General features: G+C 38.1%; 40 protein-coding genes. 35 read left to right on the top strand and 5 right to left on the bottom strand.

Annotated elements, in window-relative coordinates:
- The 33 genes from iscU to rplQ all read left to right on the top strand — a co-directional run bounded on the left by iscU (position 1) and on the right by rplQ (position 17,603).
- Positions 1-387: a Fe-S cluster assembly scaffold IscU gene (iscU, locus tag B9N71_RS11455; RefSeq protein ID WP_034911174.1), complete on the top strand. Its 387-nt coding sequence runs from the start codon at positions 1-3 to the stop codon at positions 385-387.
- Complete coding sequence (gene iscA / locus B9N71_RS11450) at positions 387-710, top strand: iron-sulfur cluster assembly protein IscA (RefSeq protein WP_065561024.1); 324 nt, start codon at positions 387-389, stop codon at positions 708-710. Before iscU ends, iscA begins: the two co-directional genes overlap by 1 nt.
- A 15-nt stretch (positions 711-725) precedes the next feature.
- The gene (hscB, locus tag B9N71_RS11445; protein ID WP_085166014.1) at positions 726-1,244 is read left to right on the top strand and encodes a Fe-S protein assembly co-chaperone HscB; all 519 of its coding nucleotides are present in this window, start codon (positions 726-728) and stop codon (positions 1,242-1,244) included.
- Positions 1,245-1,280: 36 nt separating this feature from the next.
- Positions 1,281-3,140, top strand: a complete 1,860-nt coding sequence (hscA, locus tag B9N71_RS11440) for a Fe-S protein assembly chaperone HscA (RefSeq protein WP_085166013.1) — start codon at positions 1,281-1,283, stop codon at positions 3,138-3,140.
- 14 nt (positions 3,141-3,154) lie between these two features.
- Positions 3,155-3,493 carry an ISC system 2Fe-2S type ferredoxin gene (fdx, locus tag B9N71_RS11435; RefSeq protein ID WP_065589725.1) on the top strand — a complete coding sequence of 113 codons (339 nt, stop codon included), beginning with the start codon at positions 3,155-3,157 and terminating at the stop codon, positions 3,491-3,493.
- A gap of 367 nt (positions 3,494-3,860) precedes the next feature.
- On the top strand, positions 3,861-4,172 hold the full coding sequence (rpsJ, locus tag B9N71_RS11430; RefSeq protein WP_006120582.1) for a 30S ribosomal protein S10: 312 nt from the start codon (positions 3,861-3,863) through the stop codon (positions 4,170-4,172).
- Positions 4,173-4,203: 31 nt separating this feature from the next.
- Positions 4,204-4,830: a 50S ribosomal protein L3 gene (gene rplC, locus B9N71_RS11425; protein ID WP_034911162.1), complete on the top strand. Its 627-nt coding sequence runs from the start codon at positions 4,204-4,206 to the stop codon at positions 4,828-4,830.
- A 16-nt stretch (positions 4,831-4,846) separates the two neighbouring features.
- Positions 4,847-5,449: a 50S ribosomal protein L4 gene (gene rplD / locus B9N71_RS11420; RefSeq protein ID WP_085166012.1), complete on the top strand. Its 603-nt coding sequence runs from the start codon at positions 4,847-4,849 to the stop codon at positions 5,447-5,449.
- Positions 5,446-5,748, top strand: a complete 303-nt coding sequence (rplW, locus tag B9N71_RS11415; RefSeq protein WP_034885052.1) for a 50S ribosomal protein L23 — start codon at positions 5,446-5,448, stop codon at positions 5,746-5,748. Before rplD ends, rplW begins: the two co-directional genes overlap by 4 nt.
- An 18-nt stretch (positions 5,749-5,766) precedes the next feature.
- Entirely contained in the window at positions 5,767-6,591 is an 825-nt protein-coding gene (gene rplB / locus B9N71_RS11410) for a 50S ribosomal protein L2 (RefSeq protein WP_034911158.1), read from the top strand.
- A 19-nt stretch (positions 6,592-6,610) separates the two neighbouring features.
- The gene (rpsS, locus tag B9N71_RS11405; protein WP_024496505.1) at positions 6,611-6,889 is read left to right on the top strand and encodes a 30S ribosomal protein S19; all 279 of its coding nucleotides are present in this window, start codon (positions 6,611-6,613) and stop codon (positions 6,887-6,889) included.
- 13 nt (positions 6,890-6,902) lie between these two features.
- Positions 6,903-7,235 (top strand): 50S ribosomal protein L22, encoded by a 333-nt coding sequence (gene rplV, locus B9N71_RS11400; RefSeq protein ID WP_034947997.1) that lies wholly within the window; start codon positions 6,903-6,905, stop codon positions 7,233-7,235.
- Positions 7,236-7,249: 14 nt separating this feature from the next.
- On the top strand, positions 7,250-7,987 hold the full coding sequence (gene rpsC / locus B9N71_RS11395; protein ID WP_065561018.1) for a 30S ribosomal protein S3: 738 nt from the start codon (positions 7,250-7,252) through the stop codon (positions 7,985-7,987).
- 12 nt (positions 7,988-7,999) lie between these two features.
- Positions 8,000-8,410: a 50S ribosomal protein L16 gene (gene rplP, locus B9N71_RS11390; RefSeq protein WP_034911153.1), complete on the top strand. Its 411-nt coding sequence runs from the start codon at positions 8,000-8,002 to the stop codon at positions 8,408-8,410.
- A complete protein-coding gene (gene rpmC / locus B9N71_RS11385) occupies positions 8,411-8,602 on the top strand; it encodes a 50S ribosomal protein L29 (RefSeq protein WP_034902373.1) in 192 nt (63 codons plus the stop codon). It abuts the gene before it with no gap.
- Between the two features lies 1 nt (position 8,603).
- Positions 8,604-8,864, top strand: coding sequence for a 30S ribosomal protein S17 (rpsQ, locus tag B9N71_RS11380; RefSeq protein WP_034911151.1), 261 nt, complete (start codon positions 8,604-8,606; stop codon positions 8,862-8,864).
- A gap of 196 nt (positions 8,865-9,060) precedes the next feature.
- Positions 9,061-9,432 carry a 50S ribosomal protein L14 gene (gene rplN / locus B9N71_RS11375; protein ID WP_025314392.1) on the top strand — a complete coding sequence of 124 codons (372 nt, stop codon included), beginning with the start codon at positions 9,061-9,063 and terminating at the stop codon, positions 9,430-9,432.
- 10 nt (positions 9,433-9,442) lie between these two features.
- Entirely contained in the window at positions 9,443-9,757 is a 315-nt protein-coding gene (rplX, locus tag B9N71_RS11370; RefSeq protein ID WP_065561017.1) for a 50S ribosomal protein L24, read from the top strand.
- Between the two features lie 17 nt (positions 9,758-9,774).
- A complete protein-coding gene (rplE, locus tag B9N71_RS11365) occupies positions 9,775-10,314 on the top strand; it encodes a 50S ribosomal protein L5 (protein ID WP_025314394.1) in 540 nt (179 codons plus the stop codon).
- Positions 10,315-10,325: 11 nt separating this feature from the next.
- Entirely contained in the window at positions 10,326-10,631 is a 306-nt protein-coding gene (rpsN, locus tag B9N71_RS11360) for a 30S ribosomal protein S14 (protein ID WP_025314395.1), read from the top strand.
- A gap of 17 nt (positions 10,632-10,648) precedes the next feature.
- Positions 10,649-11,041, top strand: coding sequence for a 30S ribosomal protein S8 (gene rpsH / locus B9N71_RS11355; protein WP_034911147.1), 393 nt, complete (start codon positions 10,649-10,651; stop codon positions 11,039-11,041).
- Between the two features lie 11 nt (positions 11,042-11,052).
- Positions 11,053-11,586: a 50S ribosomal protein L6 gene (rplF, locus tag B9N71_RS11350; RefSeq protein ID WP_034911144.1), complete on the top strand. Its 534-nt coding sequence runs from the start codon at positions 11,053-11,055 to the stop codon at positions 11,584-11,586.
- 9 nt (positions 11,587-11,595) lie between these two features.
- The gene (gene rplR / locus B9N71_RS11345; protein WP_025314398.1) at positions 11,596-11,949 is read left to right on the top strand and encodes a 50S ribosomal protein L18; all 354 of its coding nucleotides are present in this window, start codon (positions 11,596-11,598) and stop codon (positions 11,947-11,949) included.
- Positions 11,950-11,963: 14 nt separating this feature from the next.
- Positions 11,964-12,464 carry a 30S ribosomal protein S5 gene (gene rpsE / locus B9N71_RS11340; RefSeq protein WP_034911141.1) on the top strand — a complete coding sequence of 167 codons (501 nt, stop codon included), beginning with the start codon at positions 11,964-11,966 and terminating at the stop codon, positions 12,462-12,464.
- Positions 12,465-12,470: 6 nt separating this feature from the next.
- The gene (gene rpmD, locus B9N71_RS11335) at positions 12,471-12,650 is read left to right on the top strand and encodes a 50S ribosomal protein L30 (RefSeq protein ID WP_085166010.1); all 180 of its coding nucleotides are present in this window, start codon (positions 12,471-12,473) and stop codon (positions 12,648-12,650) included.
- A gap of 5 nt (positions 12,651-12,655) precedes the next feature.
- Positions 12,656-13,090: a 50S ribosomal protein L15 gene (gene rplO, locus B9N71_RS11330; protein ID WP_065589722.1), complete on the top strand. Its 435-nt coding sequence runs from the start codon at positions 12,656-12,658 to the stop codon at positions 13,088-13,090.
- Positions 13,091-13,098: 8 nt separating this feature from the next.
- Positions 13,099-14,439: a preprotein translocase subunit SecY gene (gene secY, locus B9N71_RS11325; RefSeq protein ID WP_065561014.1), complete on the top strand. Its 1,341-nt coding sequence runs from the start codon at positions 13,099-13,101 to the stop codon at positions 14,437-14,439.
- Positions 14,440-14,465: 26 nt separating this feature from the next.
- Entirely contained in the window at positions 14,466-14,579 is a 114-nt protein-coding gene (gene rpmJ, locus B9N71_RS11320; RefSeq protein WP_025314403.1) for a 50S ribosomal protein L36, read from the top strand.
- A 169-nt stretch (positions 14,580-14,748) separates the two neighbouring features.
- Entirely contained in the window at positions 14,749-15,105 is a 357-nt protein-coding gene (gene rpsM / locus B9N71_RS11315; RefSeq protein ID WP_025314404.1) for a 30S ribosomal protein S13, read from the top strand.
- A gap of 15 nt (positions 15,106-15,120) precedes the next feature.
- Positions 15,121-15,510, top strand: a complete 390-nt coding sequence (rpsK, locus tag B9N71_RS11310) for a 30S ribosomal protein S11 (RefSeq protein WP_025314405.1) — start codon at positions 15,121-15,123, stop codon at positions 15,508-15,510.
- 41 nt (positions 15,511-15,551) lie between these two features.
- On the top strand, positions 15,552-16,172 hold the full coding sequence (gene rpsD / locus B9N71_RS11305) for a 30S ribosomal protein S4 (RefSeq protein WP_034911134.1): 621 nt from the start codon (positions 15,552-15,554) through the stop codon (positions 16,170-16,172).
- Positions 16,173-16,197: 25 nt separating this feature from the next.
- Positions 16,198-17,187, top strand: a complete 990-nt coding sequence (locus B9N71_RS11300; RefSeq protein ID WP_034911133.1) for a DNA-directed RNA polymerase subunit alpha — start codon at positions 16,198-16,200, stop codon at positions 17,185-17,187.
- A 29-nt stretch (positions 17,188-17,216) separates the two neighbouring features.
- A complete protein-coding gene (rplQ, locus tag B9N71_RS11295) occupies positions 17,217-17,603 on the top strand; it encodes a 50S ribosomal protein L17 (RefSeq protein ID WP_065589720.1) in 387 nt (128 codons plus the stop codon).
- A 174-nt stretch (positions 17,604-17,777) separates the two neighbouring features.
- On the opposite strand, the gene B9N71_RS11290 is transcribed toward rplQ, so the two are convergent.
- The 4 genes from B9N71_RS11290 to fabI form a co-directional block, all read right to left on the bottom strand.
- A complete protein-coding gene (locus B9N71_RS11290) occupies positions 17,778-17,981 on the bottom strand; it encodes a SlyX family protein (protein WP_034911129.1) in 204 nt (67 codons plus the stop codon).
- Between the two features lie 54 nt (positions 17,982-18,035).
- Positions 18,036-18,707 carry a RadC family protein gene (gene radC / locus B9N71_RS11285; RefSeq protein ID WP_065589719.1) on the bottom strand — a complete coding sequence of 224 codons (672 nt, stop codon included), beginning with the start codon at positions 18,705-18,707 and terminating at the stop codon, positions 18,036-18,038.
- Positions 18,708-18,883: 176 nt separating this feature from the next.
- Complete coding sequence (slyD, locus tag B9N71_RS11280; protein ID WP_085166009.1) at positions 18,884-19,459, bottom strand: peptidylprolyl isomerase; 576 nt, start codon at positions 19,457-19,459, stop codon at positions 18,884-18,886.
- A 167-nt stretch (positions 19,460-19,626) separates the two neighbouring features.
- The gene (gene fabI / locus B9N71_RS11275; protein ID WP_034911124.1) at positions 19,627-20,415 is read right to left on the bottom strand and encodes an enoyl-ACP reductase FabI; all 789 of its coding nucleotides are present in this window, start codon (positions 20,413-20,415) and stop codon (positions 19,627-19,629) included.
- A 190-nt stretch (positions 20,416-20,605) separates the two neighbouring features.
- On the opposite strand from fabI, the gene tehB reads away from it, so the two are divergent.
- Positions 20,606-21,466: an SAM-dependent methyltransferase TehB gene (gene tehB, locus B9N71_RS11270; RefSeq protein ID WP_085166008.1), complete on the top strand. Its 861-nt coding sequence runs from the start codon at positions 20,606-20,608 to the stop codon at positions 21,464-21,466.
- 40 nt (positions 21,467-21,506) lie between these two features.
- Here tehB and fmt read toward each other — a convergent pair whose 3' ends face one another.
- Complete coding sequence (fmt, locus tag B9N71_RS11265) at positions 21,507-22,469, bottom strand: methionyl-tRNA formyltransferase (protein ID WP_085166007.1); 963 nt, start codon at positions 22,467-22,469, stop codon at positions 21,507-21,509.
- 310 nt (positions 22,470-22,779) lie between these two features.
- Between fmt and pgi the strand changes: the two genes are divergently transcribed.
- Complete coding sequence (gene pgi, locus B9N71_RS11260) at positions 22,780-24,429, top strand: glucose-6-phosphate isomerase (RefSeq protein WP_085166006.1); 1,650 nt, start codon at positions 22,780-22,782, stop codon at positions 24,427-24,429.
- The last annotated feature ends 2 nt before the right edge of the window (positions 24,430-24,431 follow it).

Genomic DNA, 24,431 nt, shown 5'->3' with positions numbered 1-24,431 from the left:
ATGGCATATAGTGAAAAAGTTGTTGATCATTACGAAAACCCACGTAATGTTGGTTCGTTTGATCAAAATGATCCTAATGTTGGTAGTGGTATGGTTGGCGCACCAGCGTGTGGTGATGTGATGCGTCTACAAATCAAAGTGAATGACAACGGTATTATTGAAGATGCTAAGTTTAAAACTTATGGTTGTGGCAGTGCAATTGCATCAAGTTCTTTGGTTACAGAATGGATAAAAGGTAAATCATTAGACGAAGCAGAAGCTATCAAAAATACGGATATTGCTAAAGAACTTGCTTTACCACCGGTTAAAATTCACTGTTCAATTCTAGCGGAAGATGCAATTAAAGCTGCTATTGATGACTACAAAACCAAAAAAGGACAACGTTAATGGCAATCACATTGACTAATAGCGCAGCTGATCGTGTTCAAGCCTTTTTGGCTAATCGCGGAAAGGGTGTTGGGTTACGATTAGGTGTTAAAACATCTGGTTGTTCTGGTATGGCTTATGTTTTAGAGTTTGCCGATGTGATTAATGATGATGATAGTGTCTTTGAAGATAAACATGTCAAAGTTATCGTGGATAAAAAAAGCTTAGTTTATATTGATGGTACTGAACTTGATTTTGTTAAAGAAGGATTAAATGAAGGTTTCAAGTTTAATAATCCTAATACGAAGCACGAATGTGGCTGTGGCGAAAGCTTTAATGTGTAATCGGACACAATAATTATGGTTAATTACTTCGAGCTATTTAGTTTGCCAGCTCAATTGCCGGTAGATGTCGATCAACTAACAACTCATTATCAGCAATTGCAAAAGCAATATCATCCAGATAATTTTGCTGTTGTAAACGATATTGATAAAGTGGCAATTGTTCAAAAGTCAGCAATCATTAATGATGGTTATCATACGTTAAAAAATCCAATTAAAGCCGCTGAGTATTTTTTATCTCTACAAGGTTTTGACGTAGCAACTGAACAAAGTATTATTCATGATACTGATTTTTTAATGGAACAATTTGTTTTACGTGAAAGACTTGATGATATCGAACGTAAAGATAATTTTGAATTATTAGATGACTTTTATGCTGAGATTGTTGCTCGTCAAAAGATAGTCTATAACGAATTATTACAATTTATTACTAATCAAGATTGGTCAAAAGCACTTAATCAGATCTATAAAATTCGCTATCTTGCCAGATTGATTGAACAAATCGAAAAGTTACAAGAAAAGCAATTTGATTTATAATTTAAGATAAGTAACATATCGATAGAGATAGATTAAATGGTATTATTACAGATCAGCGAACCAGGACAAACTCCACTACCACATCATCGCCGCCTTGCTGTAGGAATTGATCTTGGTACAACTAATTCATTAGTAGCAACGGTACGAAGTGGACAAGCAGAGGTATTGCCTGATTTAGAAGGTAATCCGCTATTGCCATCCGTTGTGCATTATGGCATCGATCATGATGATAACTTTGTTATCACGATTGGAAAAAATGCCAAAGATAATGCTGTGAATGATCCGCAAAATACAGTTAGCTCTATTAAGCGATTAATGGGGCGAAGTTTATCTGATATAGATTTATCACAATTTCCTTATACTTTTTCACAAACTGAAAATGGTGTTCCTTTATTAAATTTGCCTAATGAACAAGTAAATCCAATACAAGTTTCATCAGAAATTTTGACAGCGTTAGCTGAGCGAGCAAAAGAGAGCTTACAAGGTGAAATTGATGGTGTGGTTATTACTGTGCCAGCTTATTTTGATGATGCACAGCGGCAAGCAACAAAAGATGCTGCCAAATTAGCTGGTTTGCATGTATTGCGCCTACTTAATGAACCTACAGCTGCTGCGATTGCGTACGGTTTAGATTCAGGGAAGGAAGGTATAATCGCTGTTTATGATTTAGGTGGCGGTACTTTTGATATTTCTATTTTACGCTTAAATAAAGGTGTTTTTGAGGTTCTAGCAACTAGTGGTGACTCAGCTCTTGGTGGTGATGATTTTGATCGGCTACTTGCTGACTATATAAAAGAGAAATTAGGATTAACGAATAATATAGATCCTTATATTAATCAAAAAATCAGTAGCCAAGTTACCGAAATAAAGATTTTATTAAGTGAGCAAGATTTAGCTGTATTTTCTCTGGATAATCAATCTTTGACTATTACTCGCCAGCAATTTCAACAATTAATTGAGCCATTGGTTAAACGCACTTTAGCTGTTTGTCGCCGTGCATTAAAAGATGCCAAGATTAATATGGATGAAGTAGTTGAAGTTGTTATGGTTGGCGGCTCTACTCGTGTGCCATTAGTGCGAGAATTAGTAGGGAATTATTTTAAAACTAATCCCTTGATATCTATCGATCCTGATAAAGTAGTTGCTATTGGTGCAGCTATTCAGGCCGATATTTTGGTTGGCAATAAACCCGATTCAGATATGTTATTGCTTGATGTGATCCCATTGTCGTTAGGCATTGAGATCATGGGTGAATTGGTCGAAAAAATTATTCCACGTAATAGTACAATTCCGTGTGCAAGAGCTCAAGAGTTTACAACTTTTAAAGATGGTCAAACCGCGATGATGGTTCATGTTTTACAAGGAGAACGTGAAAGTGTTGCTGATTGTCGATCTTTGGCTCGTTTTACTCTGCAAGGTATTCCAGCAATGCCTGCTGGTGGTGCGCACATTAGGGTGACTTTCCAAGTTGATGCTGATGGTTTATTAAGTGTAACAGCAATGGAAAAATCAACGGGTATTGAAGCTGCTATCCAAGTAAAACCTTCATATGGACTGACTGATAATGAAATTGCCGATATGATTCAAGATTCAATCAGTTACGCACAGCAAGATAAACAGATTCGAATACTTGCTGAACAAAAAGTTGAGGCAGCTAGAGTGCTTGAAAGCTTGCAAAGTGCTTTAGATAAGGATGCTGACTTATTAGATGAAAGTGAACTAAACCATATTTTAATTGCTAAGCATCAATTACAAGCTGTAAGTGAGTCAAATGACAGTTATGCAATTGAAAAACAAATTAAAATTGTTGATAAAGTAACACAAAATTTTGCAGCTAAGCGAATGGATAGGTCAATTCGACATGCGTTAACTGGCCATAACGTTGATGATATTTAACTAACGAGATTATTATGCCAAAAATTACTTTTTTACCGAATACGGAGCTTTGTCCAGATGGAAAAACTGTTGATGCCCAAGAAGGCGAATCCATTTTAGAAGTGGCATTGCGCAATGATATTGAAATCGAGCATGCTTGTGAAATGTCATGTGCTTGTTCAACATGCCACTGTATTGTGCGTAAGGGATTTGATTCGCTTGAAGTAAGCGATGAGCAAGAAGATGATATGTTAGATAAAGCCTGGGGAGTTGAACCGCATAGTCGTTTAAGCTGTCAAGCTCGTGTCACGAATGAAGATTTAGAGGTCGAAATCCCAAGATATAGCCTTAATCATGCCAAAGAAGATCATTAGTAAATTATCATAATGATTATCCATTATGGGTTAATATAAAAATAACATTAAATCTGGTTATTTGATTGAAATTTGGTAATTGTAAATTAATAACCAGAAAAAGCTTCCCATCTTTAAACCCAAATATCTGTATTTATTTCTTGCCGTTAGTTAACTAACAGAGTATAATTGCCCCACTTTGTTTATTGCCTTTATGTAAGCAAATGAGAAAAAGATATAATTGTTATATAAAAAATAGCTAATTATATCAACAATACTCCCGATTTGGGGGTTACGAAAAAGAACGGATTACACTCTCCTGTCAATCGAAACAGGGAAAGAGGAGTAGTCTTTTGTTATAACTTTTAAATAATGGAGCTCTGGTCTCATGTCGAACCAAAGAATCCGTATCCGGTTAAAAGCGTTTGATCATCGTTTGATTGATCAATCAACTGCTGAAATTGTAGAAACTGCGAAGCGCACAGGTGCGCAAGTTCGTGGTCCTATTCCATTACCGACACGCAAAGAGCGTTTCACTGTATTGATTTCTCCACACGTAAATAAAGATGCGCGTGATCAGTACGAGATTCGCACTCATAAGCGTCTAGTTGATATTGTTGAGCCAACTGAAAAAACAGTTGATGCTTTAATGCGTCTAGACCTTGCTGCCGGTGTTGATGTGCAGATCAGTTTAGGTTAATCCTAAGCTGAATGATTGAGAGGTCGAAACAATGATTGGTTTAATCGGTCGTAAAGTAGGAATGACGCGTATTTTCACTGAAGATGGTGTTTCTATTCCTGTCACCGTAGTTGAAGTTCAAAGCAACCGCATTACCCAAGTTAAAACACTTGAGAATGATGGTTATCAAGCTATTCAGGTTACTACTGGTAGCAAAAAAGCAAGCCGCGTAAACAAACCTGAAGCAGGTCATTTCGCTAAGGCTGGCGTTGAAGCTGGTCGTGGTCTATGGGAATTCCGTTTTGAAGAAGGCGAATTTTCTGTAGGTCAAAGTATTAACGTTGATATCTTCGCTGACGTTAAGAAAGTTGATGTTACTGGAACATCTAAAGGTAAAGGTTTTGCTGGCGTTACTAAACGTTGGAATTTCCGTACTCAAGATGCTACTCATGGTAACTCTTTGGCACACCGTGGTCATGGTTCTATTGGTCAAAACCAAACTCCGGGTAAAGTGTTTAAAGGTCGTAAAATGGCAGGTCACCTAGGTAATGAACGTGTAACTGTTCAAAACTTAGATATTGTACGTGTTGATGCTGAACGTAATCTTTTATTAATTAAAGGTGCAGTTCCTGGCGCAATCAATAGTGACGTAATTGTTAAACCGGCAATCAAGGCTTAACGTCGAGGAGATAGAGATGGAATTAGTAGTAAAAGACGCGAAAGCGCTTTCTGTTTCCGAAACTACCTTCGGACGTGAGTTTAATGAAGCGTTAGTTCATCAAGTAGTTGTTGCTTATGCATCTGCTGCTCGTCAAGGCTCTCGCGCACAAAAAACTCGTGCAGAAATCGCTGGTTCAGGTAAAAAACCATGGCGTCAAAAAGGTACCGGTCGTGCTCGTTCAGGTTCAATTAAGAGCCCAATCTGGCGCAGTGGTGGTGTAACATTTGCAGCAAAACCACAAGATCATAGCCAAAAAGTTAACCGTAAAATGTATCGTGGTGCATTAAAGAGTATTTTCTCTGAATTAGTGCGTCAAGAACGTTTAGTTGTGGTTGAAACATTTACTGTTGAAGCACCTAAGACTAAATTATTAACTCAGAAATTAAACGATATGAATCTTAATGATGTTCTTATTATCACTTCTGAAGTTGATGAAAATCTTTTCTTAGCAGCACGTAACTTACATAAAGTTGATGTGCGTGATGTGGCAGGTATTGATCCAGTTAGTTTGATTGCATTTGACAAAGTGGTTATCACAGTTGATGCCGTTAAACAAGTAGAGGAGATGTTAGCATGATTCGTGAAGAGCGTCTGCTTAAAGTCCTGCGAGCACCACATGTTTCTGAAAAAGCATCTATTTCAATGGAAAAAACAAATACATTAGTATTGAAAGTTGCTAAAGATGCTACTAAGAGAGAGATTAAAGCCGCAGTTGAACAACTATTTGAAGTTAAAGTAGATGACGTTAATACACTTGTTGTTAAAGGTAAAGTTAAACGTCGTGGTCAACAAATCGGTCGCCGTAGCGACTGGAAAAAAGCTTACGTTACTTTAGCAGAAGGTCAAAATTTAGACCTTGCTGGCGTCGCTGAGTAATTCGGAGGAGTAAGAACAATGGCAGTTGTTAAGTGTAAACCTACATCTCCGGGTCGTCGCCACGTTGTTAAAGTGGTTAACCCAGAGTTGCATAAAGGTAAACCTTATGCACCGTTGCTTGATTCAAAAAGCAAAACTGGTGGTCGCAATAATAATGGTCGTATCACTACCCGTCACATTGGTGGTGGTCATAAACAACATTATCGTATTGTTGACTTTAAGCGTAATAAAGATGGTATTCCAGCAGTTGTTGAACGTTTGGAATATGATCCAAACCGTAGTGCAAATATTGCATTAGTTTTATATAAAGACGGTGAACGCCGTTATATTTTAGCGCCTAAAGGCTTAAAAGCAGGTGATCAGATCCAATCTGGTGTTGATGCAGCAATTAAAACAGGTAACTGTTTACCAATGCGCAATATCCCAGTCGGTTCTACTGTGCATAATATTGAAATGAAACCAGGTAAAGGCGGACAAATTGCTCGCTCTGCTGGTAGTTATGTTCAAATCGTTGCGCGTGATGGTGCTTATGTAACATTACGTCTACGTTCAGGTGAAATGCGTAAAGTATTATCTGATTGTCGTGCCACTATTGGTGAAGTTGGTAATTCAGAGCATATGCTTCGTGTATTAGGTAAAGCGGGTGCAACGCGTTGGCGTGGTGTTCGTCCTACTGTTCGTGGTACAGCAATGAACCCGGTAGACCATCCACATGGTGGTGGTGAAGGTCGTAACTTTGGTAAACATCCTGTGTCTCCATGGGGTCAAAAAGCCAAAGGATTGAAAACGCGTAGCAACAAACGTACTGATAAGTATATTGTTCGCCGTCGCAATAAGAAATAATTAATATAGAGGATTAGCTATGCCACGTTCTCTCAAGAAGGGTCCTTTTATTGACCTACACTTGCTGAAGAAGGTAGAGAAAGCGGTGGAAAGCGGGGACAAGAAACCAATTCGTACTTGGTCCCGTCGTTCAACGATCTTTCCTAACATGATCGGTTTGACCATCGCTGTCCATAATGGTCGTCAGCACGTTCCAGTTTATGTTTCCGACGAAATGGTTGGTCATAAATTGGGTGAATTCGCGCCGACTCGTACTTATCGCGGCCATGCGGCTGATAAGAAAGCTAAGAAGAAATAAGTAGGAGAAAGAGATGGAAACAATTGCAAAGTACCGCCACGCTCGTTCTTCTGCACAAAAGGTTCGCTTAGTTGCAGATCTTGTTCGCGGTAAGAATGTGTCTCAGGCACTAGATATTTTAACGTACACCAATAAAAAAGCGGCTGTACTTGTTAAAAAAGTATTAGAGTCTGCTATTGCTAACGCAGAGCATAACGATGGTGCTGATATTGATGATCTAAAAGTTGCGAAGATTTTCGTAGATGAAGGCCCAACCATGAAGCGTATTATGCCTCGTGCGAAAGGTCGTGCAGATCGAATTTTGAAGCGTACGAGTCACATCACCGTGATCGTTTCAGATCGCTAGGCTGGAGAATAGCAATGGGTCAAAAAGTAAATCCAAATGGTATCCGATTAGGCATTGTCAAGCCTTGGACATCTACATGGTATTCGGGTACAAAGACATTCGCTGATAATTTAGAAAGTGATTTTAGAGTGCGTGAATTCTTAAATAAAGAATTATCTCAAGCGTCAATCTCTAAGATTGTGATCGACCGTTCAGCAGAAACTAACGTTCGTATTACTATTCACACTGCTCGTCCGGGTATCGTGATTGGTAAAAAAGGCGAGGACGTTGAAAAATTACGTAATGCCGTAGCTTCTATTGTCAATAAATATAAAGACAAAAGAGAAAAACGTGATGTTGCAGTACAAATTAATATTGCTGAAGTTCGTAAACCAGAACTTGATGCTAAATTAGTTGCTGATAGCATTACTTCTCAGTTAGAACGCCGTGTTATGTTCCGTCGTGCTATGAAACGTGCGGTTCAAAATGCAATGAAGGCGGGTGCTAAAGGTATCAAAGTCGAAGTAAGTGGTCGTTTAGGCGGTGCTGAAATTGCTCGTAGCGAATGGTATCGTGAAGGTCGTGTACCTTTACATACATTACGAGCTGATATTGACTATGGTTTATCTGAAGCATTAACTACCTATGGTATTATTGGTGTTAAAGTGTGGATCTTCAAAGGTGAGATCCTTGGTGGTATGGCTGCCGTTGAACAAGCAGAAAAACAACCTGCTGCTCAACCGAAAAAGCAGCGAAAAGGCCGAAAACAATAAGGAGCGTCGCTGATGTTACAACCAAAGCGTACAAAATTCCGTAAAGTGCACAAGGGCCGCAATCGTGGTCTTGCTGTAAGTACTGACGTTAGTTTCGGTACATTCGGTCTTAAGGCTGTAGGTCGTGGTCGTTTGACTGCGCGCCAGATCGAAGCAGCACGTCGTGCAATGACTCGTGCAGTTAAGCGTCAAGGTAAAATCTGGATTCGAGTTTTCCCTGATAAACCAATTACCGAAAAACCACTTGCAGTGCGTATGGGTAAAGGTAAGGGTAACGTTGAATACTGGGTTGCTCAGATTCAACCAGGTAAAGTCCTTTATGAAATGGACGGTGTACCGGAAGAAGTTGCTCGTGAAGCATTTGCGTTGGCAGCTGCAAAACTGCCAATTAAAACCACCTTTGTGATTAAGACGGTGATGTAAATGAAAGCAAAAGAGCTACGCGAAAAAAGCGTTGAAGAGTTAAATACTGAACTTCTTAATTTATTACGTGAGCAATTTAACTTACGTATGCAATTAGCTGGAGGTCAGTTAACACAGACTCATATGTTAAAACAAGTGCGTCGTAATATTGCACGTGTTAAAACATTATTAACTGAAAAGGCGGGTGCGTAATATGACTACTGAAGTAAAAATTCGTACTCAGCAAGGTCGTGTTATTAGCGACAAAATGGATAAATCTATTACTGTAGCTATTGAACGTAAAGTGAAGCATCCGTTATATGGTAAGTTCATTAAACGTACGACTAAATTGCATGTACATGATGAAAACAACGAGTGTGGTATTGGTGATACTGTAGAGATTAAAGAGTGTCGTCCATTATCAAAAACCAAATCTTGGACTCTTGTTCGAATCGTTGAAAAAGCAGTTATTTAATCTTTTTTTGATTGAAAACTGTACATAATATAATAAACGGCTGAACGGCCGTTTATTTTATGCTATCCATTTTATTTGAGTGGTGTTATACTATGCGTCCTCACGTAAGTGGGTTTTTGGTTGTCTATTCTTATCCATGGTAGTTGAGGTGGATGAAGGTAGATTAGACAATAATTAATTTATACGGAGCATTAAAATGATCCAAGAACAGACTAGGCTAGATGTTGCCGATAACTCTGGCGCACGTAGCGTAATGTGTATCAAGGTTCTCGGTGGATCGCACCGTCGTTATGCAGCAGTAGGCGATATCATCAAAGTTACCATTAAAGAAGCAATTCCGCGTGGTAAAGTTAAAAAAGGTGATGTACTTAAAGCTGTTGTTGTGCGCACTAGAAAAGGTGTTCGTCGCCCTGATGGATCTGTCATTCGTTTCGATCGCAATGCTTGTGTTATTTTAAATAATAACAGTGAGCAACCGATTGGTACGCGTATTTTTGGACCGGTCACTCGTGAACTTCGCTCTGAGAAGTTTATGAAGATCATTTCATTAGCACCAGAAGTACTGTAAGGAGCGGGTAATGGCAGCGAAAATCCGTCGAGAAGATGAAGTTATCGTGTTAACTGGCAAAGATAAAGGTAAACGCGGTAAAGTTAAGAGTGTTTTGTCTACAGGCAAAGTGATTGTTGAAGGTATCAATTTGGTGAAAAAACATCAAAAACCAGTACCTGCATTAAATCAAGAAGGTGGAATTGTTGAAAAAGAAGCAGCTATTAATGTTTCTAATGTGGCAATTTTTAATCCAGCTACAGGCAAAGCAGATCGCGTAGGCTTTCGTATTGAAGACGGTAAAAAAGTCCGTTTTTATAAGTCTACTAATGAATTAATCAATTAAGTAATTTGGAGTGTACGATGGCGAAACTGCATGATTACTACAAAGCACAGGTAGTAAATAAACTGCAAGAACAGTTTGGCTACAAATCTGTCATGCAAGTCCCTCGGATCGAAAAGATCACCTTGAATATGGGTGTGGGTGAAGCAATTACTGATAAGAAATTATTAGATAATGCTGTTGCAGATTTAGCTGCAATCAGTGGTCAAAAACCACTAGTCACTAAAGCACGCAAATCAGTTGCTGGTTTTAAAATCCGTCAAGGGTATCCTATTGGTTGTAAAGTCACTTTACGTGGCGAACGTATGTGGGAATTTTTTGAGCGTCTAGTTTATATTGCCCTTCCTCGTACTCGAGATTTTCGCGGTTTAAGCGCAAAATCTTTTGATGGTCGTGGCAACTATAGCATGGGTGTTCGTGAGCAAATCGTTTTCCCTGAAATCGATTATGACAAAGTTGATCGTGTTCGTGGTTTAGATATTACTATCACCACTACTGCACAATCAGATGAAGAAGGCCGAGCTTTATTATCTGCCTTTAACTTCCCATTTCGTAAGTAAGGTAGGGCATAATGGCTAAACAATCAATGATTGAACGCGATAAGAAACGCGTAAAGCTAGCAGAAAAATATTTTGCAAAGCGTCAAGAATTAAAAGCGATTATCTCTGATCTTAATGCATCAGATGAAGATCGTTGGAATGCAGTGCTTAAATTGCAAACGCTTCCTCGTGATTCTAGTCCATCACGTCAACGTCGTCGTTGTCGTCAAACTGGTCGTCCTCATGGCGTCCTTCGTAAGTTTGGTTTAAGCCGTATTAAGGTTCGTGAGTCAGCCATGCGTGGTGAGATTCCTGGTCTTAAAAAGGCAAGTTGGTAATCAGGGGAGTGTTATAGATGAGCATGCAAGATCCTATAGCAGATATGTTGACCCGTATTCGTAATGGTCAATCTGCGAATAAAGTTGCAGTCACCATGCCTTCCTCTAAGCTAAAAGTGGCAATTGCCAATGTGCTAAAAGAAGAAGGTTATATTGGGGACTTTAAAGTTGTTGGTGACACTAAGCCAGAACTGGAAATTACTTTAAAATATTTCCAAGGTAAAGCTGTTGTAGAAAGTATCAAACGTGTTAGCCGTCCAGGTTTACGTATTTATAAACGTAAAGATGAATTGCCGAAAGTTATGGCAGGATTAGGTATCGCAGTTGTTTCTACTTCTAAAGGTGTTATGACTGATCGTGCAGCACGCCAAGCAGGTCTTGGTGGTGAAATTATCTGCTACGTAGCGTAAGGGAGAAAAGAATGTCTCGTGTTGCAAAAGCACCTGTCGTTGTTCCTGCTGGCGTAGAGGTAAAACTCAATGGTCAGGTAATTACGATTAAAGGTAAAAATGGCGAATTATCTCGCACAATAAATAATGCTGTTGTGATTAATCAAGAAGAAGGACAAATTAAATTTGCTCCTCGTGATGGTTTTGCAGATGCTTGGGCTCAAGCTGGAACTGCGCGTGCTTTGATTAATTCAATGGTTATTGGTGTTACTGAAGGTTTTACTAAAAAACTTCAGCTAGTTGGTGTCGGTTATCGTGCACAAGTGAAAGGTAATACAATTAGTTTATCTCTTGGATATTCACATCCAATTGAACATCAATTACCTGCAGGTGTAACAGCTGAATGTCCATCTCAAACTGAAATCGTATTAAAAAGTACTGATAAACAGTTAATTGGGCAAGTAGCTGCTGATATCCGTGCTTATCGTCGTCCTGAACCTTATAAAGGTAAAGGTGTTCGTTACGCAGATGAAGTTGTGCGTACTAAAGAAGCTAAGAAAAAGTAAGGTAACACTATGGATAAGAAATCAGCTCGTATCCGTCGTGCAACTAAAGCGCGTCGCAAGATGCATGAACTACTTGCAACTCGCTTGGTAGTTCACCGCACTCCGCGTCATATTTATGCGCAGATTATCGCACCAAACGGATCAGAAGTACTGGCAGCCGCTTCTACATTAGAAAAAGCTATCAGTGAAAGTTTAAAATACACAGGAAACAAAGATGCTGCTGCAGCAGTTGGTAAAGCAATTGCTGAACGTGCGTTAGCAAAAGATATCAAAGAAGTTTCATTTGATCGTTCAGGTTTCCAATATCATGGTCGAGTTCAGGCGCTAGCAGATGCTGCTCGCGAAGCTGGCCTACAGTTCTAAGGTAGGAGTTAAAGATGTCAAACATCGAAAAACAAGCTGGTGAACTGCAGGAAAAACTAATCGCAGTTAACCGAGTTTCTAAAACCGTAAAAGGTGGTCGTATTTTTAGTTTTTCTGCACTAACAGTTGTTGGTGACGGTAATGGCCGCGTAGGTTTTGGATATGGTAAAGCACGTGAAGTGCCAGCAGCAATCCAAAAAGCAATGGAAAAAGCACGTCGCAATATGATTAATGTTGCTTTAAATAACGATACTTTACAGCATCCTGTTAAAGGTGCTCACACAGGCTCTCGTGTTTATATGCAACCAGCATCAGAAGGTACAGGTATTATCGCCGGTGGTGCGATGCGTGCAGTTTTAGAAGTTGCTGGAGTTCGTAACGTTCTAGCTAAAGCATATGGTTCTACTAACCCAATTAATGTGGTTCGTGCAACTATTGATGGCTTAGAAAGTATGAAATCACCAGAAATGGTTGCTGCTAAACGTGGTAAAACCGTCGAAGAAATTTTGGGGTAATTAACCATGGCAAAAACAATTAAAATTACACAAACTCGTAGTTCTATAGGTCGTCTGCCTAAGCATAAAGCGACATTAATAGGTCTAGGATTACGTCGTATTGGTCATACTGTTGAGCGTGAGGATACTCCTGCAATTCGTGGTATGGTAAACCAAGTTTATTACATGGTTAAAGTAGAGGAGTAATAGTAATGCGTTTAAATACTTTATCTCCTGCTGAAGGTTCAAAGCATGCACCAAAACGTCTGGGCCGAGGCATCGGTTCAGGATTAGGTAAAACTGGTACTCGTGGTATTAAAGGTCAAAAATCTCGTTCAGGTGGTGGCGTTCGTCGCGGCTTTGAAGGTGGTCAAATGCCTTTATATCGTCGTTTACCAAAATTTGGTTTTACCTCACGTAAAGCTCAAGTTACAGCTCAAGTTCGTCTTTCAGATTTGATGAAAGTCGAAGGCGATATTGTTGACCTAAATAGCTTAAAAGTTGCAAATGTGATTAATTCACATATCGAATATGCAAAAATCATGTTATCTGGTGAAGTAACTAAACCAGTAACTGTTCGCGGTATTCGAGTAACTAAAGGTGCTAAAGCTGCAATTGAAGCTGTTGGCGGAAAAATTGAGGAATAATTAGAAAGATGGCAAAGCAACCAGGATTAGATTTTCAAAGTACACGGGGCGGTAGTGGTGAGCTTAAAAGACGCTTGATGTTTGTGCTTTTAGCGCTTATTGTTTTTCGTCTTGGTTCTTATATTCCGGTTCCTGGTATTGATACTAAAGCGTTATCGGACTTACTAACAAGAGCATCGTCAGACGGTATTGTTGGTATGTTCAATATGTTCTCTGGTGGTGCTTTAAGCCGTGCTTCAATTTTTGCATTAGGGATAATGCCTTATATTTCAGCATCAATTATTGTGCAGTTATTAACGGCAATTAGCCCTAAGTTAGCTGAATTGAAGAAAGAAGGTGAATCAGGCCGTAAAAAAATTAGCCAGTACACTCGCTATGGCACACTTGCTTTAGCAATAATACAGGCTGTTGGTATCTCGACTGGTTTACCTAATATTCCTGATTATGGAAAGGTAGTAATTAATCCAGGATTTTCTTTCTATTTTATCGCATCGGTTAGCTTAGTTACTGGCACTATGTTTCTAATGTGGTTGGGTGAGCAGATCACTGAGCGAGGTGTAGGTAATGGTATTTCAATCATTATCTTTGCTGGTATCGTGGCGAGTCTTCCTCATGCTATTTATGAAACAATTGAACAAGCTCGCTCTGGTTCATTGCATCCGATTTTATTATTGGTTGTTGCTGCATTAGTGGTTGGTGTAACTTATTTTGTTGTATTTGTTGAACGTGGTCAGCGACGGATTGTTGTTAACTATGCCCAACGACAACAAGGTCGTCGTGTTTATGCTGCACAAAGTACACACTTACCATTAAAGATTAATATGGCAGGGGTTATTCCTGCGATATTTGCCTCGACAATTGCTATGTTACCATCAATGATGGCTTCTTGGTTCCAAGGAGATGGTACAGGATGGAGATATTTTATTGCACTTTTTAGGCAATATTTTGACCATGATCAACCGTTATACATAATCTTTTTTGCGGCGGCAATTATCTTCTTTTGTTTCTTCTATACAGCGTTGGTTTTTAACCCAAGAGAAACAGCAGATCAACTTAAAAAATCTGGTGCATTTATTCCAGGTATCCGTCCAGGTGAACAAACATCTAAGTATATTGACAAGGTAATGACTCGTTTGACGCTAATTGGTGCAATCTACATTACTTTTGTATGTTTGGTTCCAATGTTTATGACAAGCGCAATGAAAGTTCCAGTTCAATTTGGTGGAACATCATTATTAATTGTTGTTGTTGTAATCATGGATTTTATGGCACAAGTACAGACTTTAATGATGCCAAATCGTTATGAGTCAGTGTTAAAGAAAGCGAACCTTAAAGGCTATGGCCGATAAGTTAGCCAGAAGTTACGGAGAAAAAAATGAAAGTTCGTGCTTCAGTCAAGAAATTATGCAGAAATTGTAAAATCATTAAACGTAATGGCATCGTTCGTGTTATTTGCGTTGAAGGTAAACACAAACAACGTCAAGGTTAATTTATTTAGCCGGAAAGTTGAGCTTTTGCATATTTTTCTTGCCAAAGTATAGTAAAGCTGGCTAGAATAGCCAGCCTAGATTTATTTGTAAATTCACTATTTGAGTATCCTGAAAACGGGCTTTTCAGTATGGTGAATTTGCTAAACATTAACAATAAAGGAGTGCATAGTGGCCCGTATAGCAGGCATTAACATTCCTGATCAACAACATGCTGTAATTGCTTTACAAGCAATCTATGGTATAGGAAATACTCGAGCTAAGACAATTTGTGCTGAAGCTGGTATTCCTGAACATGTTAAGATCAGAGAACTATCTGAAGATCAGATTGAAAAGTTACGTGAACAAGTCGCTAAATTCACTGTTGAAGGTGATTTACGCCGAGAAGTAACTATGAGTATCAAGCGTTTATTAGACCTTGGTTGTTATCGTGGCATGCGTCACCGTCGTGGACTTCCTGTTCGCGGTCAACGCACAAAGACTAACGCTCGTACCCGTAAGGGACCGCGTAAGCCAATCAAGAAATAATTGAGGTATAATTAAATGGCAAAGACACCTGTTCGTACACGTAAACGTGTAAAAAAGCAAGTTTCTGATGGTATAGCTCATATTCATGCATCATTCAACAATACAATCGTAACTATTACCGATCGTCAAGGTAATGCGTTAGGTTGGGCAACCGCTGGTGGTTCTGGTTTCCGTGGCTCTCGTAAATCAACTCCTTTTGCAGCTCAAGTGGCCGCAGAACGTTGTGCTGAAGCTGTCAAAGATTACGGAATTAAGAATCTGGAAGTTATGGTAAAAGGACCTGGTCCTGGTCGTGAGTCAACAATTCGTGCATTAAATGCAGCGGGTTATCGCATCACTAACATTACTGATGTTACTCCGATTCCTCATAACGGTTGTCGTCCACCAAAGAAACGTCGTGTTTAATTTTTTAAACATTGAATGTTTAGGATTATTGGAGAAATAAAATGGCAAGATATTTGGGACCAAAACTCAAATTAAGTCGTCGTGAAGGTACAGATTTATTCCTTAAATCTGGTGTCCGAGCGATTGATAGTAAATGTAAATTAGAACAAGCTCCTGGACAACATGGTGCGCGTAAACCGCGTTTATCAGATTATGGTGTTCAGTTACGTGAAAAGCAAAAAGTTAGACGTATTTATGGAATTTTAGAACGTCAATTCCGTAATTACTACAAAAGCGCAGCTCGAATTAAAGGCAATACCGGTGAAAACCTACTTGGTCTTTTAGAACGTCGCTTAGATAACGTTGTTTATCGCATGGGATTTGGTGCAACTCGTGCTGAAGCTCGTCAATTAGTTAGTCATAAAGCTGTTCTTGTTAATGGTCGTGTTGTGAATATTGCATCTTATCAAGTTTCACCTGAAGATGTGATTAGTGTTCGCGAAAAATCAAAAAAACAAGCACGTATTAAAGCCGCTTTAGAGCTAGCTGAACAACGTGAAAAACCAACATGGTTAGAAGTTGATGCTAGCAAAATGGAAGGTGTATTTAAACGCTTACCAGAACGTTCAGATTTATCTGCTGATATCAACGAACATTTGATCGTCGAACTTTACTCTAAGTAAAGTTTAGCACTTAAGAGAGGACATAATGCAGGGTTCTGTAACAGAGTTTTTAAAACCTCACCTAGTTGATGTTGTTCAATACAGCCAAACACATGCTAAAGTGACTTTAGAGCCACTAGAACGTGGTTTTGGCCATACTTTAGGTAATGCACTACGCCGCATTTTATTATCATCTATGCCGGGATATGCAGTAACCGAAGTTGAAATTGACGGTGTTCTGCATGAGTACAGTACTAAAGAAGGCGTTCAAGAAGATGTACTTGATATTCTGCTTAATTTAAAAAAATTAGCAGTACGTGTACATACGAAAGATGATGTTATGCTGACTTTAAACAAATCGGGCATAGGTGCAGTAACAGCATCTGATATCACTCATGATGGTGATGTTGAAATTGTTAATCCTGATTTAGTGATTTGTCATCTTACTGATGCCAATGCTTCAATTAGTATGCGTATTCGTGTACAACGAGGACGTGGTTATGTCCCTGCTTCTGCTCGCGTTAAGTCAGAAGATGAAGAACGACCAATCGGTCGTCTGTTAGTTGACGCATGTTATAGCCCTGTAGAGCGCATTGCATATTCTGTTGATGCTGCTCGTGTGGAACAACGTACGGATTTAGATAAACTTGTTATCGATATGGAAACTAATGGTACTATCGATCCAGAAGAATCTATTCGTCGTGCATCAACTATTTTGGCTGAACAACTTGAAGCTTTCGTTGATTTACGAGATGTACGTCAACCAGAAGTTAAAGAAGATAAACCGGAATTTGATCCAATCCTTTTACGTCCAGTAGATGATTTGGAATTAACTGTTCGGTCTGCTAATTGCTTAAAGGCAGAAGCAGTTCATTATATTGGTGATTTAGTACAACGTACCGAAGTTGAGTTACTTAAAACCCCTAATCTTGGTAAGAAATCGCTTACTGAAATTAAGGACGTACTCGCATCTCGTGGTTTATCTTTAGGCATGCGTCTTGAGAATTGGCCACCAGCAAGTATTGTTGAAGACTAAGATAAAATTTATATAAGAAGGATAAAGTTATGCGCCATCGTAAAAGTGGTCGTCAACTGAACCGAAATAGCAGCCATCGTCAAGCAATGTTTCGTAACATGACAAGTTCACTTGTTGAACATGAAATCATCAAAACTACATTGCCTAAAGCAAAAGAGTTGCGTCGTGTTGTTGAACCGTTAATTACGCTAGCCAAAAGCGATAGCGTAGCTAATCGCCGTCTGGCTTTTGCTCGTATCCGTGATAAAGATACAGTTAAAAAATTATTTTCAGATTTAGGTCCACGTTTTGCTACCCGTCCTGGCGGTTATGTACGTATTTTAAAATGTGGTTTCCGTGATGGAGATAATGCTCCAATGGCTTATATTGAATTAGTTGATCGTCCTGCAGTAGAAGAAGCAGCATCAGCTGAATAATAATAAATCATTGTGTATTAAAACCGGCTATATGCCGGTTTTTTATTTATGTTTACTATATTTGAAAACTCAAATTACTAACTTTAGTTAAAATTAGTTAAAAACTAAAAGAGATCAAGACAAAATTATTAAATAAATAATTGTTAACAACAGTTATTTACCTCATAAATACAATTAATAGTGAGGTGGTGGTGTTTCTTCAGATAAATTAGCAATGTTTGAAGGTTGTGTTGCCTGTAGTTTTTGAGATAATAACGTCAATTGTTCTTTTAATTTGCTAACATCAGCTTGAAGGTTAGTTACCATTTGATTAAGTTCTTCGATGGTGATTTCTTGAAAAGCTACTTTGGTTTCAAGTAATTCTAATTGCTGGTTCATAAAATAAATTCATATATAGATTAGTTGATTAAATTACATTGTAAGTAAAAATAGCTACGAAATCCATCCATGCTCTGCAAAAGAGAAATATTCACCTTTACCTATAACAATATGATCTATGACTCGAATATCAACCAACTCACAAACTTCTTCTATTTTTTGTGTAAGATGGCGATCTGCCTGACTAGGTTTTGCCACACCCGAAGGATGATTATGAGCTAGAATCAATGCGGCTGCGTTATGTTGTAATGCTCGTCTAACAACTTCTCTTGGGTGGACTTCAACACAATTATAGGTACCGACAAACATATCTTCTGATGCTATGACGCGATTTTGATTATCTAAAAAAATAACCATAAAAACTTCACGATCTTTATTAGCCAATCGACTAGCTAAATAGTGATGTGTCAAAGATGACGATGTCAAAAAATTATCGGTAGTCATTTTAACTTTTAAATATCTATAAGAAAGTTCAACAACTGCTTTCAATTGTGTATATTTAGCCGTTCCCAATCCTTTCTTCTTGCAAAAATCACTATGGCTTGCATTAATTAAATTATAAAAAGAACCAAACTCATTTAATAGCTTTTGTGACAGTTCCAAAACAGGCAAATCTCGAGTGCCAGTGCGTAAAAAAAGAGCAAGTAATTCAGTATCACTGAGTGCTTCAACGCCAAATTTTAAAAGCTTTTCACGCGGCATTAATGCTATTGGTTGTGAAGGCATAGTTGCAGATCCCAATAATCGTAAAATAGAGATTATTAAAGGAAAAATTAGCAAAGCAAAATGATAATTTAAAATATTGGGAGTTGTTTCACAACTTATTAAGCAAAAACACAAAACAGAAGTAAATAAAAAGCGCTATATAGCGCTTTTAAAATTTAATTTAAATTAATTAAGAATTAGTGACAACCGCAGCCACCATGGCCACCGCCACAGCAGCCTGTGTTTTCATCATCTTCGTCTTCATGAGAATGGCCACCACAGCCACAACCGCCATGTCCGTGATCATGACCATGCTCACCATGAATATGCCCGTGAGCAATTTCATCTTCAGTAGCTTCACGAATAGCCAATACTTCAACGTTAAATTGTAAATCTTGTCCAGCTAACATATGGTTTCCATCAATAGTGATGGTATCGCCATCGATAGCGGTGATTTCAACGGGTAAAGAACCATGCTCGGTATCAGCAAAAAATCGCATACCAACTTCAAGTTCATCTACACCAACAAAAACGTCACGAGGAACATTTTGTACAAGAGCATCATTAAAATCCCCGTAAGCATTAATTAGCTCAACGTCAAATTTGTCGCCAACTTGGTGACCATCTAATGCGTTCTCAAGATCTTGTAGCAAGTTACCTGCACCATGTAAATATTCTAATGGCGCTGTCGTAGTTGCTTCATCAACTAAAACACCGTCTTTAGTGCGAACTTGGTATGCTAAACTAACCACTGTATTTTTTGCTATTTTCATTTTTTCTCCAACAAACTTTTATTGAGCAAATTACATTAGATTTTAACGGAAAAAAGAGTATAAGTATTCTAAATTTTATATTTTTGTTCAAAACTTACAAAAAAATAAAATAAAAAAGGCGCAAACATTTATGGTTTAGCGCCTTTTTCACACACACTGAGAACAGCTTATTTAAGTTCTAATTCATTCATCGCAGCGATGCTAAATCCACCGTCAACATGAATGACTTCACCTGTAATACCTGATGCTAAATCTGAACATAAAAATGCTGCTGAATTACCCACATCTTCGGTTGTCACAGTGCGACGGATTGGTGTTACTGATTCACAGTGAGATAACATTTTTTTGAAATCTTTAATACCCGATGCCGCCAGTGTACGAATAGGGCCTGCTGAAATTGCATTAACACGGACACCTTCAGGCCCCATAGCATTTGCCATATAACGCACATTTGCTTCTAGTGAGGCTTTAGCAAGTCCCATTACATTATAGTTAGGGATTGCACGCTCAGCACCAAGATAAGAAAGTGTCACTAATGCTGAATTTGGATTTAGCATTGAACGACATGCCTTAGCCATAGCAACGAAGCTATAAGAGCTAATATCGTGAGCAATAGCAAAACCTTCACGGGTAACAGCATTAACATAATCGCCATCTAATTGATCACCTGGTGCGAAAGCAATAGCATGAACAAAACCATCAAATTTATCCCAAGTTTTTGCAAGTTCAGAAAATAGTTCAGAGATGCTTTCATCATGAGCAACATCGCAAGGTAAAACGATTTTAGAACCAAAATCAGCGGCAAACTCTTCAACGCGTGTTTTTAATTTATCATTTTGGTAAGTAAAAGCGAGTTCAGCGCCTTCACGATGCATTGCTTGTGCAATACCGTAAGCAATTGAACGATTACTTGCAACACCCGTAACGAGTATACGTTTACCTGTTAAAAATCCCATAAATTATTCCTCTAATTTTCACTATATAGTCTAGGATGATGACGATTATATGTTGATCAAGCCAACTTCGCCACTATAAATTTATTTTCGTTGATAGGTTTTTATTTTATTGTCTAAAATAAATGATTGTTTACCATATTAATATCCTACTATAATAGTCAACTATTGTTTTTTTATAGGAGGTATCAATTTGAATAATTTAGTTTGTTACAAAACATTGCCTATTTGGAATGCTGATACATTACCTGCGTTGTTGCGTCAAAAGCATAATACCCAAATTGGTACATGGGCGAAGTTAGAAATTTTAAAAGGAAATATTGGTTTTGAAATGTTAACCGAACAAGACGAAGTGATTACTAAGCATTGTTTTGATACTCAGCAGCAACCGCCATTTATATTGCCACAGCAATGGCACCGTATAGCCGAAATATCAGATGACTTACAGTGCCAGTTAGCATTTTACTGTTTGCCTGAGGATTATACTCAAAAAAAATACCAAATGACCAAAACCCACTCCGAGGTAATTAACGCAACAAAGATTATCCAAACAGGAAAGGCATTGGATTTAGGTTGTGGTTCAGGTCGCAATTCACTCTATTTGCAGTTACAAGGCTTTGATGTTACCGCTGTTGATAAATCAGAACTCAGTATTGGAAATTTACAAAAAATCATTAATGATGATAACCTTAAGCACATTAATGCAATGGTTTACGATATCAATCAAGCAAATTTACCGGGCGAATATGATTTTATTTTTTCGACCGTTGTCATGATGTTTTTACAACCCGAAAGAATTCCAGCTATTATTAATAACATGCAAAAAATGACCAAATCAGGGGGATATAATTTAATTGTCAGCGCCATGTCTACGTCTGATTATCCTTGCTCTGTTGGGTTTTCATTTACTTTTAAAGAAAACGAGTTGCACCAATATTACCAAGATTGGGAAATACTAAAATATAACGAAGATATTGGACAATTGCATAAAACAGATATACATGGAAACCGAATTAAATTAAGGTTTGCAACCTTATTGGCTAAAAAGAGATAACAATTACAGGATATATCATCCTGTAATTTAATATATTTGATTAAAGTGTATTTAGTTTTTCGCCAACTGTAAACCAAGCCTTGCGTGAGTTTAACAAATCTTGGGCAGACATCGGTTTTTTCCCAGCAGGTTGCAAAAGTATCATATTCAATGCGCCGTTGCTGGTTGCAATACAAATGCCATTTTTATTGGCTTGCAAAATTGTGCCAGCCGGCTGTTTTGAATCCATTTTTAACACATGGGCTTGCCATACTTTTACTGGCTCACCATTAATCTCAAAATAACTCACTGGCCATGGGTTAAAAGCCCGAACGCAACGCTCAAGTTGCACGGCAGGCAAATTCCAATCAAGCTTAGCTTCCTGTTTTGACAGCTTTTCGGCATAGGTTGCTTGCGCCTCATCTTGTTTTTCCGGTTGGATTTTTCTTTCAGTGATTAACTCTAATGTATCAAGCAAGCCTTGGGGACCGAGTTTTGCGAGTTTCTCATACAGTGATGCGCTAGTATCGGATTGCTCAATAGGACAGGTAAGCTTATAAAGCATATCACCCGTATCAAGCCCTGCATCCATCTGCATAATGGTAATGCCTGTTTCTTCATCGCCTGCCCAACATGCACGTTGAATTGGCGCAGCACCTCGCCAACGAGGTAATAACGAACCATGCACATTTAAGCAACCTAATCTAGGTATACCAAGTACAGCTTGTGGCAAAATAAGTCCATAAGCAACAACAACCATAATGTCAGCATTTAATTCAGCAATGATTTTTTGATTTTCTTCGGATTTAAGCGTTTCTGGTTGATAAACAGGAATATTATGCTCAACAGCTAATTGTTTAACAGGGCTTGCTGTTAATTTATTACCACGACCTGCAGGGCGATCTGGTTGCGTAAAAACAGCAATTACATTATGGCGTGAGTTAATCAGAGCTTTTAAATGAGTTGCAGCAAAATCGGGTGTACCAGCAAAAATAATATTTAAAGGTTTAGTTGCATGTGGCATAAGCGTTATGTCCATAATCAAAAATTTATCTGAATTATACCCGAAATTTTAGTGAGAATCTTTAATCAAAAAAACTCATAGATATGATAAACATCTTTAGTTGGTATTAAATTTGATAATATTTATATACATTAGGTTATGTTGTGTAATTATCCCTCTAATTTAATACGATTAAACGGTATAAATGATTTCAGAAAAAACGCTTTATGGGTTTCTAGCGAATTATTTTAATCGATGAGATCCTTATCTTGCATCATGTTAGGCATAGTTATATTATGACTATAATGCAATATTATTTAAGGAATAAATTATGTTAAAATCAATTGATCCAACAACAACCCAATCTTGGAAATCCCTTCAAGCTAGTTACGAAAAACACCACAATAAAACCATTGCACAAATTCTGGAAGAAGAACCAAAACGTGTTGAAAAGCTTACTATTCCTTTTGAAGAAGAGTTTTTGGTTGATTTATCTAAAAATAGAGTGACACAAGAGACGCTAGAGTTGCTTTATAAGCTAGCTGATGAATGCGATCTAATTGGTGCTACTAAAGCCATGTATAGTGGTGAAAAGATTAATCGTACAGAAAATCGAGCTGTATTACATGTTGCATTACGTAATGTATCAAATACACCAATTTATGTTGATGGTAAGAATGTGATGGATGATGTTAATACTGTCTTAGCTAAGATGGAATCATTCAGTAAAAAAATCATTAATGGTGAATGGAAAGGATACACTGGTAAAGCCATTACTGATGTGGTCAATATTGGTATTGGTGGTTCGGATCTAGGGCCAGTAATGATTACCGAAGCACTACGACCTTACAAAAACCACTTGAACATGCATTTCGTATCAAATGTAGATGGCACACATATCGTTGAAGCGTTAAAAGGCCTAAATCCTGAAACTACTTTATTTTTGGTTGCATCCAAAACTTTTACCACTCAAGAAACTATGACAAATGCACAAACAGCACGAGCATGGTTACTTGATGCTGCTAAAGATGATAAAGCAGTTGCTTTGCACTTTGTTGCACTTTCAACTAATGCTAAAGAAGTTGAAAAATTTGGTATTGATACAGCTAATATGTTTGAATTTTGGGATTGGGTTGGTGGACGTTATTCATCTTGGTCGGCAATTGGCTTATCGATTGTTTTATCAATTGGTTTTGATAACTTCAAACAATTTTTAGCTGGTGGCCATGCGATGGATAAGCACTTCCAGAGCGCACCAATTGATAAAAATATCCCAACGTTACTGGCATTAATTGGTATTTGGTACAACAATTTTTGTGGTGCTGAAACTGAAGCTATTTTACCATATGATCAGTACATGCACCGTTTTGCGGCTTATTTCCAACAAGGAAATATGGAGTCAAATGGTAAAAGTGTCGATCGCAACGGTAATAAAACACCTTACACAACAGGCCCAATTATTTGGGGCGAACCAGGAACCAATGGTCAACATGCATTTTATCAATTAATTCACCAGGGTACTAAACTCATCCCTTGTGATTTTATTGCGCCAGCAATAAGCCATAATCCAGTTGGAGATCATCACCCAAAATTATTATCTAACTTTTTTGCTCAAACTGAAGCTTTAGCTTTTGGTAAAACAAGAGAACAGGTCGAGCAAGAGTTCATAGCTGCAGGAAAAAATCTTGATGAAGTGAAATCTGTTGTACCATTTAAAGTATTTGAAGGTAATAAACCAACTAATTCAATATTAGTGAAAAAAATTACACCTTATACTCTTGGTGCCTTAGTTGCGATGTATGAGCATAAAATCTTTACTCAAGGAGTTATTCTTAATATATTTAGTTTTGATCAATGGGGTGTTGAACTTGGTAAACAACTTGCTGGACGTATTTTACCTGAATTAGCAGATGATAAACTAGTTAGCTCTCACGATGATTCAACCAATAGCTTAATCAACCAATACAAAAAATGGCGTTAAGT

The organism is Gilliamella bombi, assembly GCF_900103255.1.
GTDB lineage: Bacteria > Pseudomonadota > Gammaproteobacteria > Enterobacterales > Orbaceae > Gilliamella > Gilliamella bombi.
Note: the sequence above shows the minus strand (reverse complement) of the source record. Positions and strands in the feature narration are given on the sequence as shown.

What these genes read in the sequence shown, in the direction of transcription:
- iscU (WP_034911174.1), top strand. Translation starts at nt 1, where the DNA reads ATGGCATATAGTGAAAAAGTTGTTGATCATTACGAAAACCCACGTAAT.
- iscA (WP_065561024.1), top strand. Translation starts at nt 387, where the DNA reads ATGGCAATCACATTGACTAATAGCGCAGCTGATCGTGTTCAAGCCTTT.
- hscB (WP_085166014.1), top strand. Translation starts at nt 726, where the DNA reads ATGGTTAATTACTTCGAGCTATTTAGTTTGCCAGCTCAATTGCCGGTA.
- hscA (WP_085166013.1), top strand. Translation starts at nt 1,281, where the DNA reads ATGGTATTATTACAGATCAGCGAACCAGGACAAACTCCACTACCACAT.
- fdx (WP_065589725.1), top strand. Translation starts at nt 3,155, where the DNA reads ATGCCAAAAATTACTTTTTTACCGAATACGGAGCTTTGTCCAGATGGA.
- rpsJ (WP_006120582.1), top strand. Translation starts at nt 3,861, where the DNA reads ATGTCGAACCAAAGAATCCGTATCCGGTTAAAAGCGTTTGATCATCGT.
- rplC (WP_034911162.1), top strand. Translation starts at nt 4,204, where the DNA reads ATGATTGGTTTAATCGGTCGTAAAGTAGGAATGACGCGTATTTTCACT.
- rplD (WP_085166012.1), top strand. Translation starts at nt 4,847, where the DNA reads ATGGAATTAGTAGTAAAAGACGCGAAAGCGCTTTCTGTTTCCGAAACT.
- rplW (WP_034885052.1), top strand. Translation starts at nt 5,446, where the DNA reads ATGATTCGTGAAGAGCGTCTGCTTAAAGTCCTGCGAGCACCACATGTT.
- rplB (WP_034911158.1), top strand. Translation starts at nt 5,767, where the DNA reads ATGGCAGTTGTTAAGTGTAAACCTACATCTCCGGGTCGTCGCCACGTT.
- rpsS (WP_024496505.1), top strand. Translation starts at nt 6,611, where the DNA reads ATGCCACGTTCTCTCAAGAAGGGTCCTTTTATTGACCTACACTTGCTG.
- rplV (WP_034947997.1), top strand. Translation starts at nt 6,903, where the DNA reads ATGGAAACAATTGCAAAGTACCGCCACGCTCGTTCTTCTGCACAAAAG.
- rpsC (WP_065561018.1), top strand. Translation starts at nt 7,250, where the DNA reads ATGGGTCAAAAAGTAAATCCAAATGGTATCCGATTAGGCATTGTCAAG.
- rplP (WP_034911153.1), top strand. Translation starts at nt 8,000, where the DNA reads ATGTTACAACCAAAGCGTACAAAATTCCGTAAAGTGCACAAGGGCCGC.
- rpmC (WP_034902373.1), top strand. Translation starts at nt 8,411, where the DNA reads ATGAAAGCAAAAGAGCTACGCGAAAAAAGCGTTGAAGAGTTAAATACT.
- rpsQ (WP_034911151.1), top strand. Translation starts at nt 8,604, where the DNA reads ATGACTACTGAAGTAAAAATTCGTACTCAGCAAGGTCGTGTTATTAGC.
- rplN (WP_025314392.1), top strand. Translation starts at nt 9,061, where the DNA reads ATGATCCAAGAACAGACTAGGCTAGATGTTGCCGATAACTCTGGCGCA.
- rplX (WP_065561017.1), top strand. Translation starts at nt 9,443, where the DNA reads ATGGCAGCGAAAATCCGTCGAGAAGATGAAGTTATCGTGTTAACTGGC.
- rplE (WP_025314394.1), top strand. Translation starts at nt 9,775, where the DNA reads ATGGCGAAACTGCATGATTACTACAAAGCACAGGTAGTAAATAAACTG.
- rpsN (WP_025314395.1), top strand. Translation starts at nt 10,326, where the DNA reads ATGGCTAAACAATCAATGATTGAACGCGATAAGAAACGCGTAAAGCTA.
- rpsH (WP_034911147.1), top strand. Translation starts at nt 10,649, where the DNA reads ATGAGCATGCAAGATCCTATAGCAGATATGTTGACCCGTATTCGTAAT.
- rplF (WP_034911144.1), top strand. Translation starts at nt 11,053, where the DNA reads ATGTCTCGTGTTGCAAAAGCACCTGTCGTTGTTCCTGCTGGCGTAGAG.
- rplR (WP_025314398.1), top strand. Translation starts at nt 11,596, where the DNA reads ATGGATAAGAAATCAGCTCGTATCCGTCGTGCAACTAAAGCGCGTCGC.
- rpsE (WP_034911141.1), top strand. Translation starts at nt 11,964, where the DNA reads ATGTCAAACATCGAAAAACAAGCTGGTGAACTGCAGGAAAAACTAATC.
- rpmD (WP_085166010.1), top strand. Translation starts at nt 12,471, where the DNA reads ATGGCAAAAACAATTAAAATTACACAAACTCGTAGTTCTATAGGTCGT.
- rplO (WP_065589722.1), top strand. Translation starts at nt 12,656, where the DNA reads ATGCGTTTAAATACTTTATCTCCTGCTGAAGGTTCAAAGCATGCACCA.
- secY (WP_065561014.1), top strand. Translation starts at nt 13,099, where the DNA reads ATGGCAAAGCAACCAGGATTAGATTTTCAAAGTACACGGGGCGGTAGT.
- rpmJ (WP_025314403.1), top strand. Translation starts at nt 14,466, where the DNA reads ATGAAAGTTCGTGCTTCAGTCAAGAAATTATGCAGAAATTGTAAAATC.
- rpsK (WP_025314405.1), top strand. Translation starts at nt 15,121, where the DNA reads ATGGCAAAGACACCTGTTCGTACACGTAAACGTGTAAAAAAGCAAGTT.
- rpsD (WP_034911134.1), top strand. Translation starts at nt 15,552, where the DNA reads ATGGCAAGATATTTGGGACCAAAACTCAAATTAAGTCGTCGTGAAGGT.
- B9N71_RS11300 (WP_034911133.1), top strand. Translation starts at nt 16,198, where the DNA reads ATGCAGGGTTCTGTAACAGAGTTTTTAAAACCTCACCTAGTTGATGTT.
- rplQ (WP_065589720.1), top strand. Translation starts at nt 17,217, where the DNA reads ATGCGCCATCGTAAAAGTGGTCGTCAACTGAACCGAAATAGCAGCCAT.
- B9N71_RS11290 (WP_034911129.1), bottom strand. Translation starts at nt 17,981, where the DNA reads ATGAACCAGCAATTAGAATTACTTGAAACCAAAGTAGCTTTTCAAGAA.
- radC (WP_065589719.1), bottom strand. Translation starts at nt 18,707, where the DNA reads ATGCCTTCACAACCAATAGCATTAATGCCGCGTGAAAAGCTTTTAAAA.
- slyD (WP_085166009.1), bottom strand. Translation starts at nt 19,459, where the DNA reads ATGAAAATAGCAAAAAATACAGTGGTTAGTTTAGCATACCAAGTTCGC.
- fabI (WP_034911124.1), bottom strand. Translation starts at nt 20,415, where the DNA reads ATGGGATTTTTAACAGGTAAACGTATACTCGTTACGGGTGTTGCAAGT.
- fmt (WP_085166007.1), bottom strand. Translation starts at nt 22,469, where the DNA reads ATGCCACATGCAACTAAACCTTTAAATATTATTTTTGCTGGTACACCC.
- pgi (WP_085166006.1), top strand. Translation starts at nt 22,780, where the DNA reads ATGTTAAAATCAATTGATCCAACAACAACCCAATCTTGGAAATCCCTT.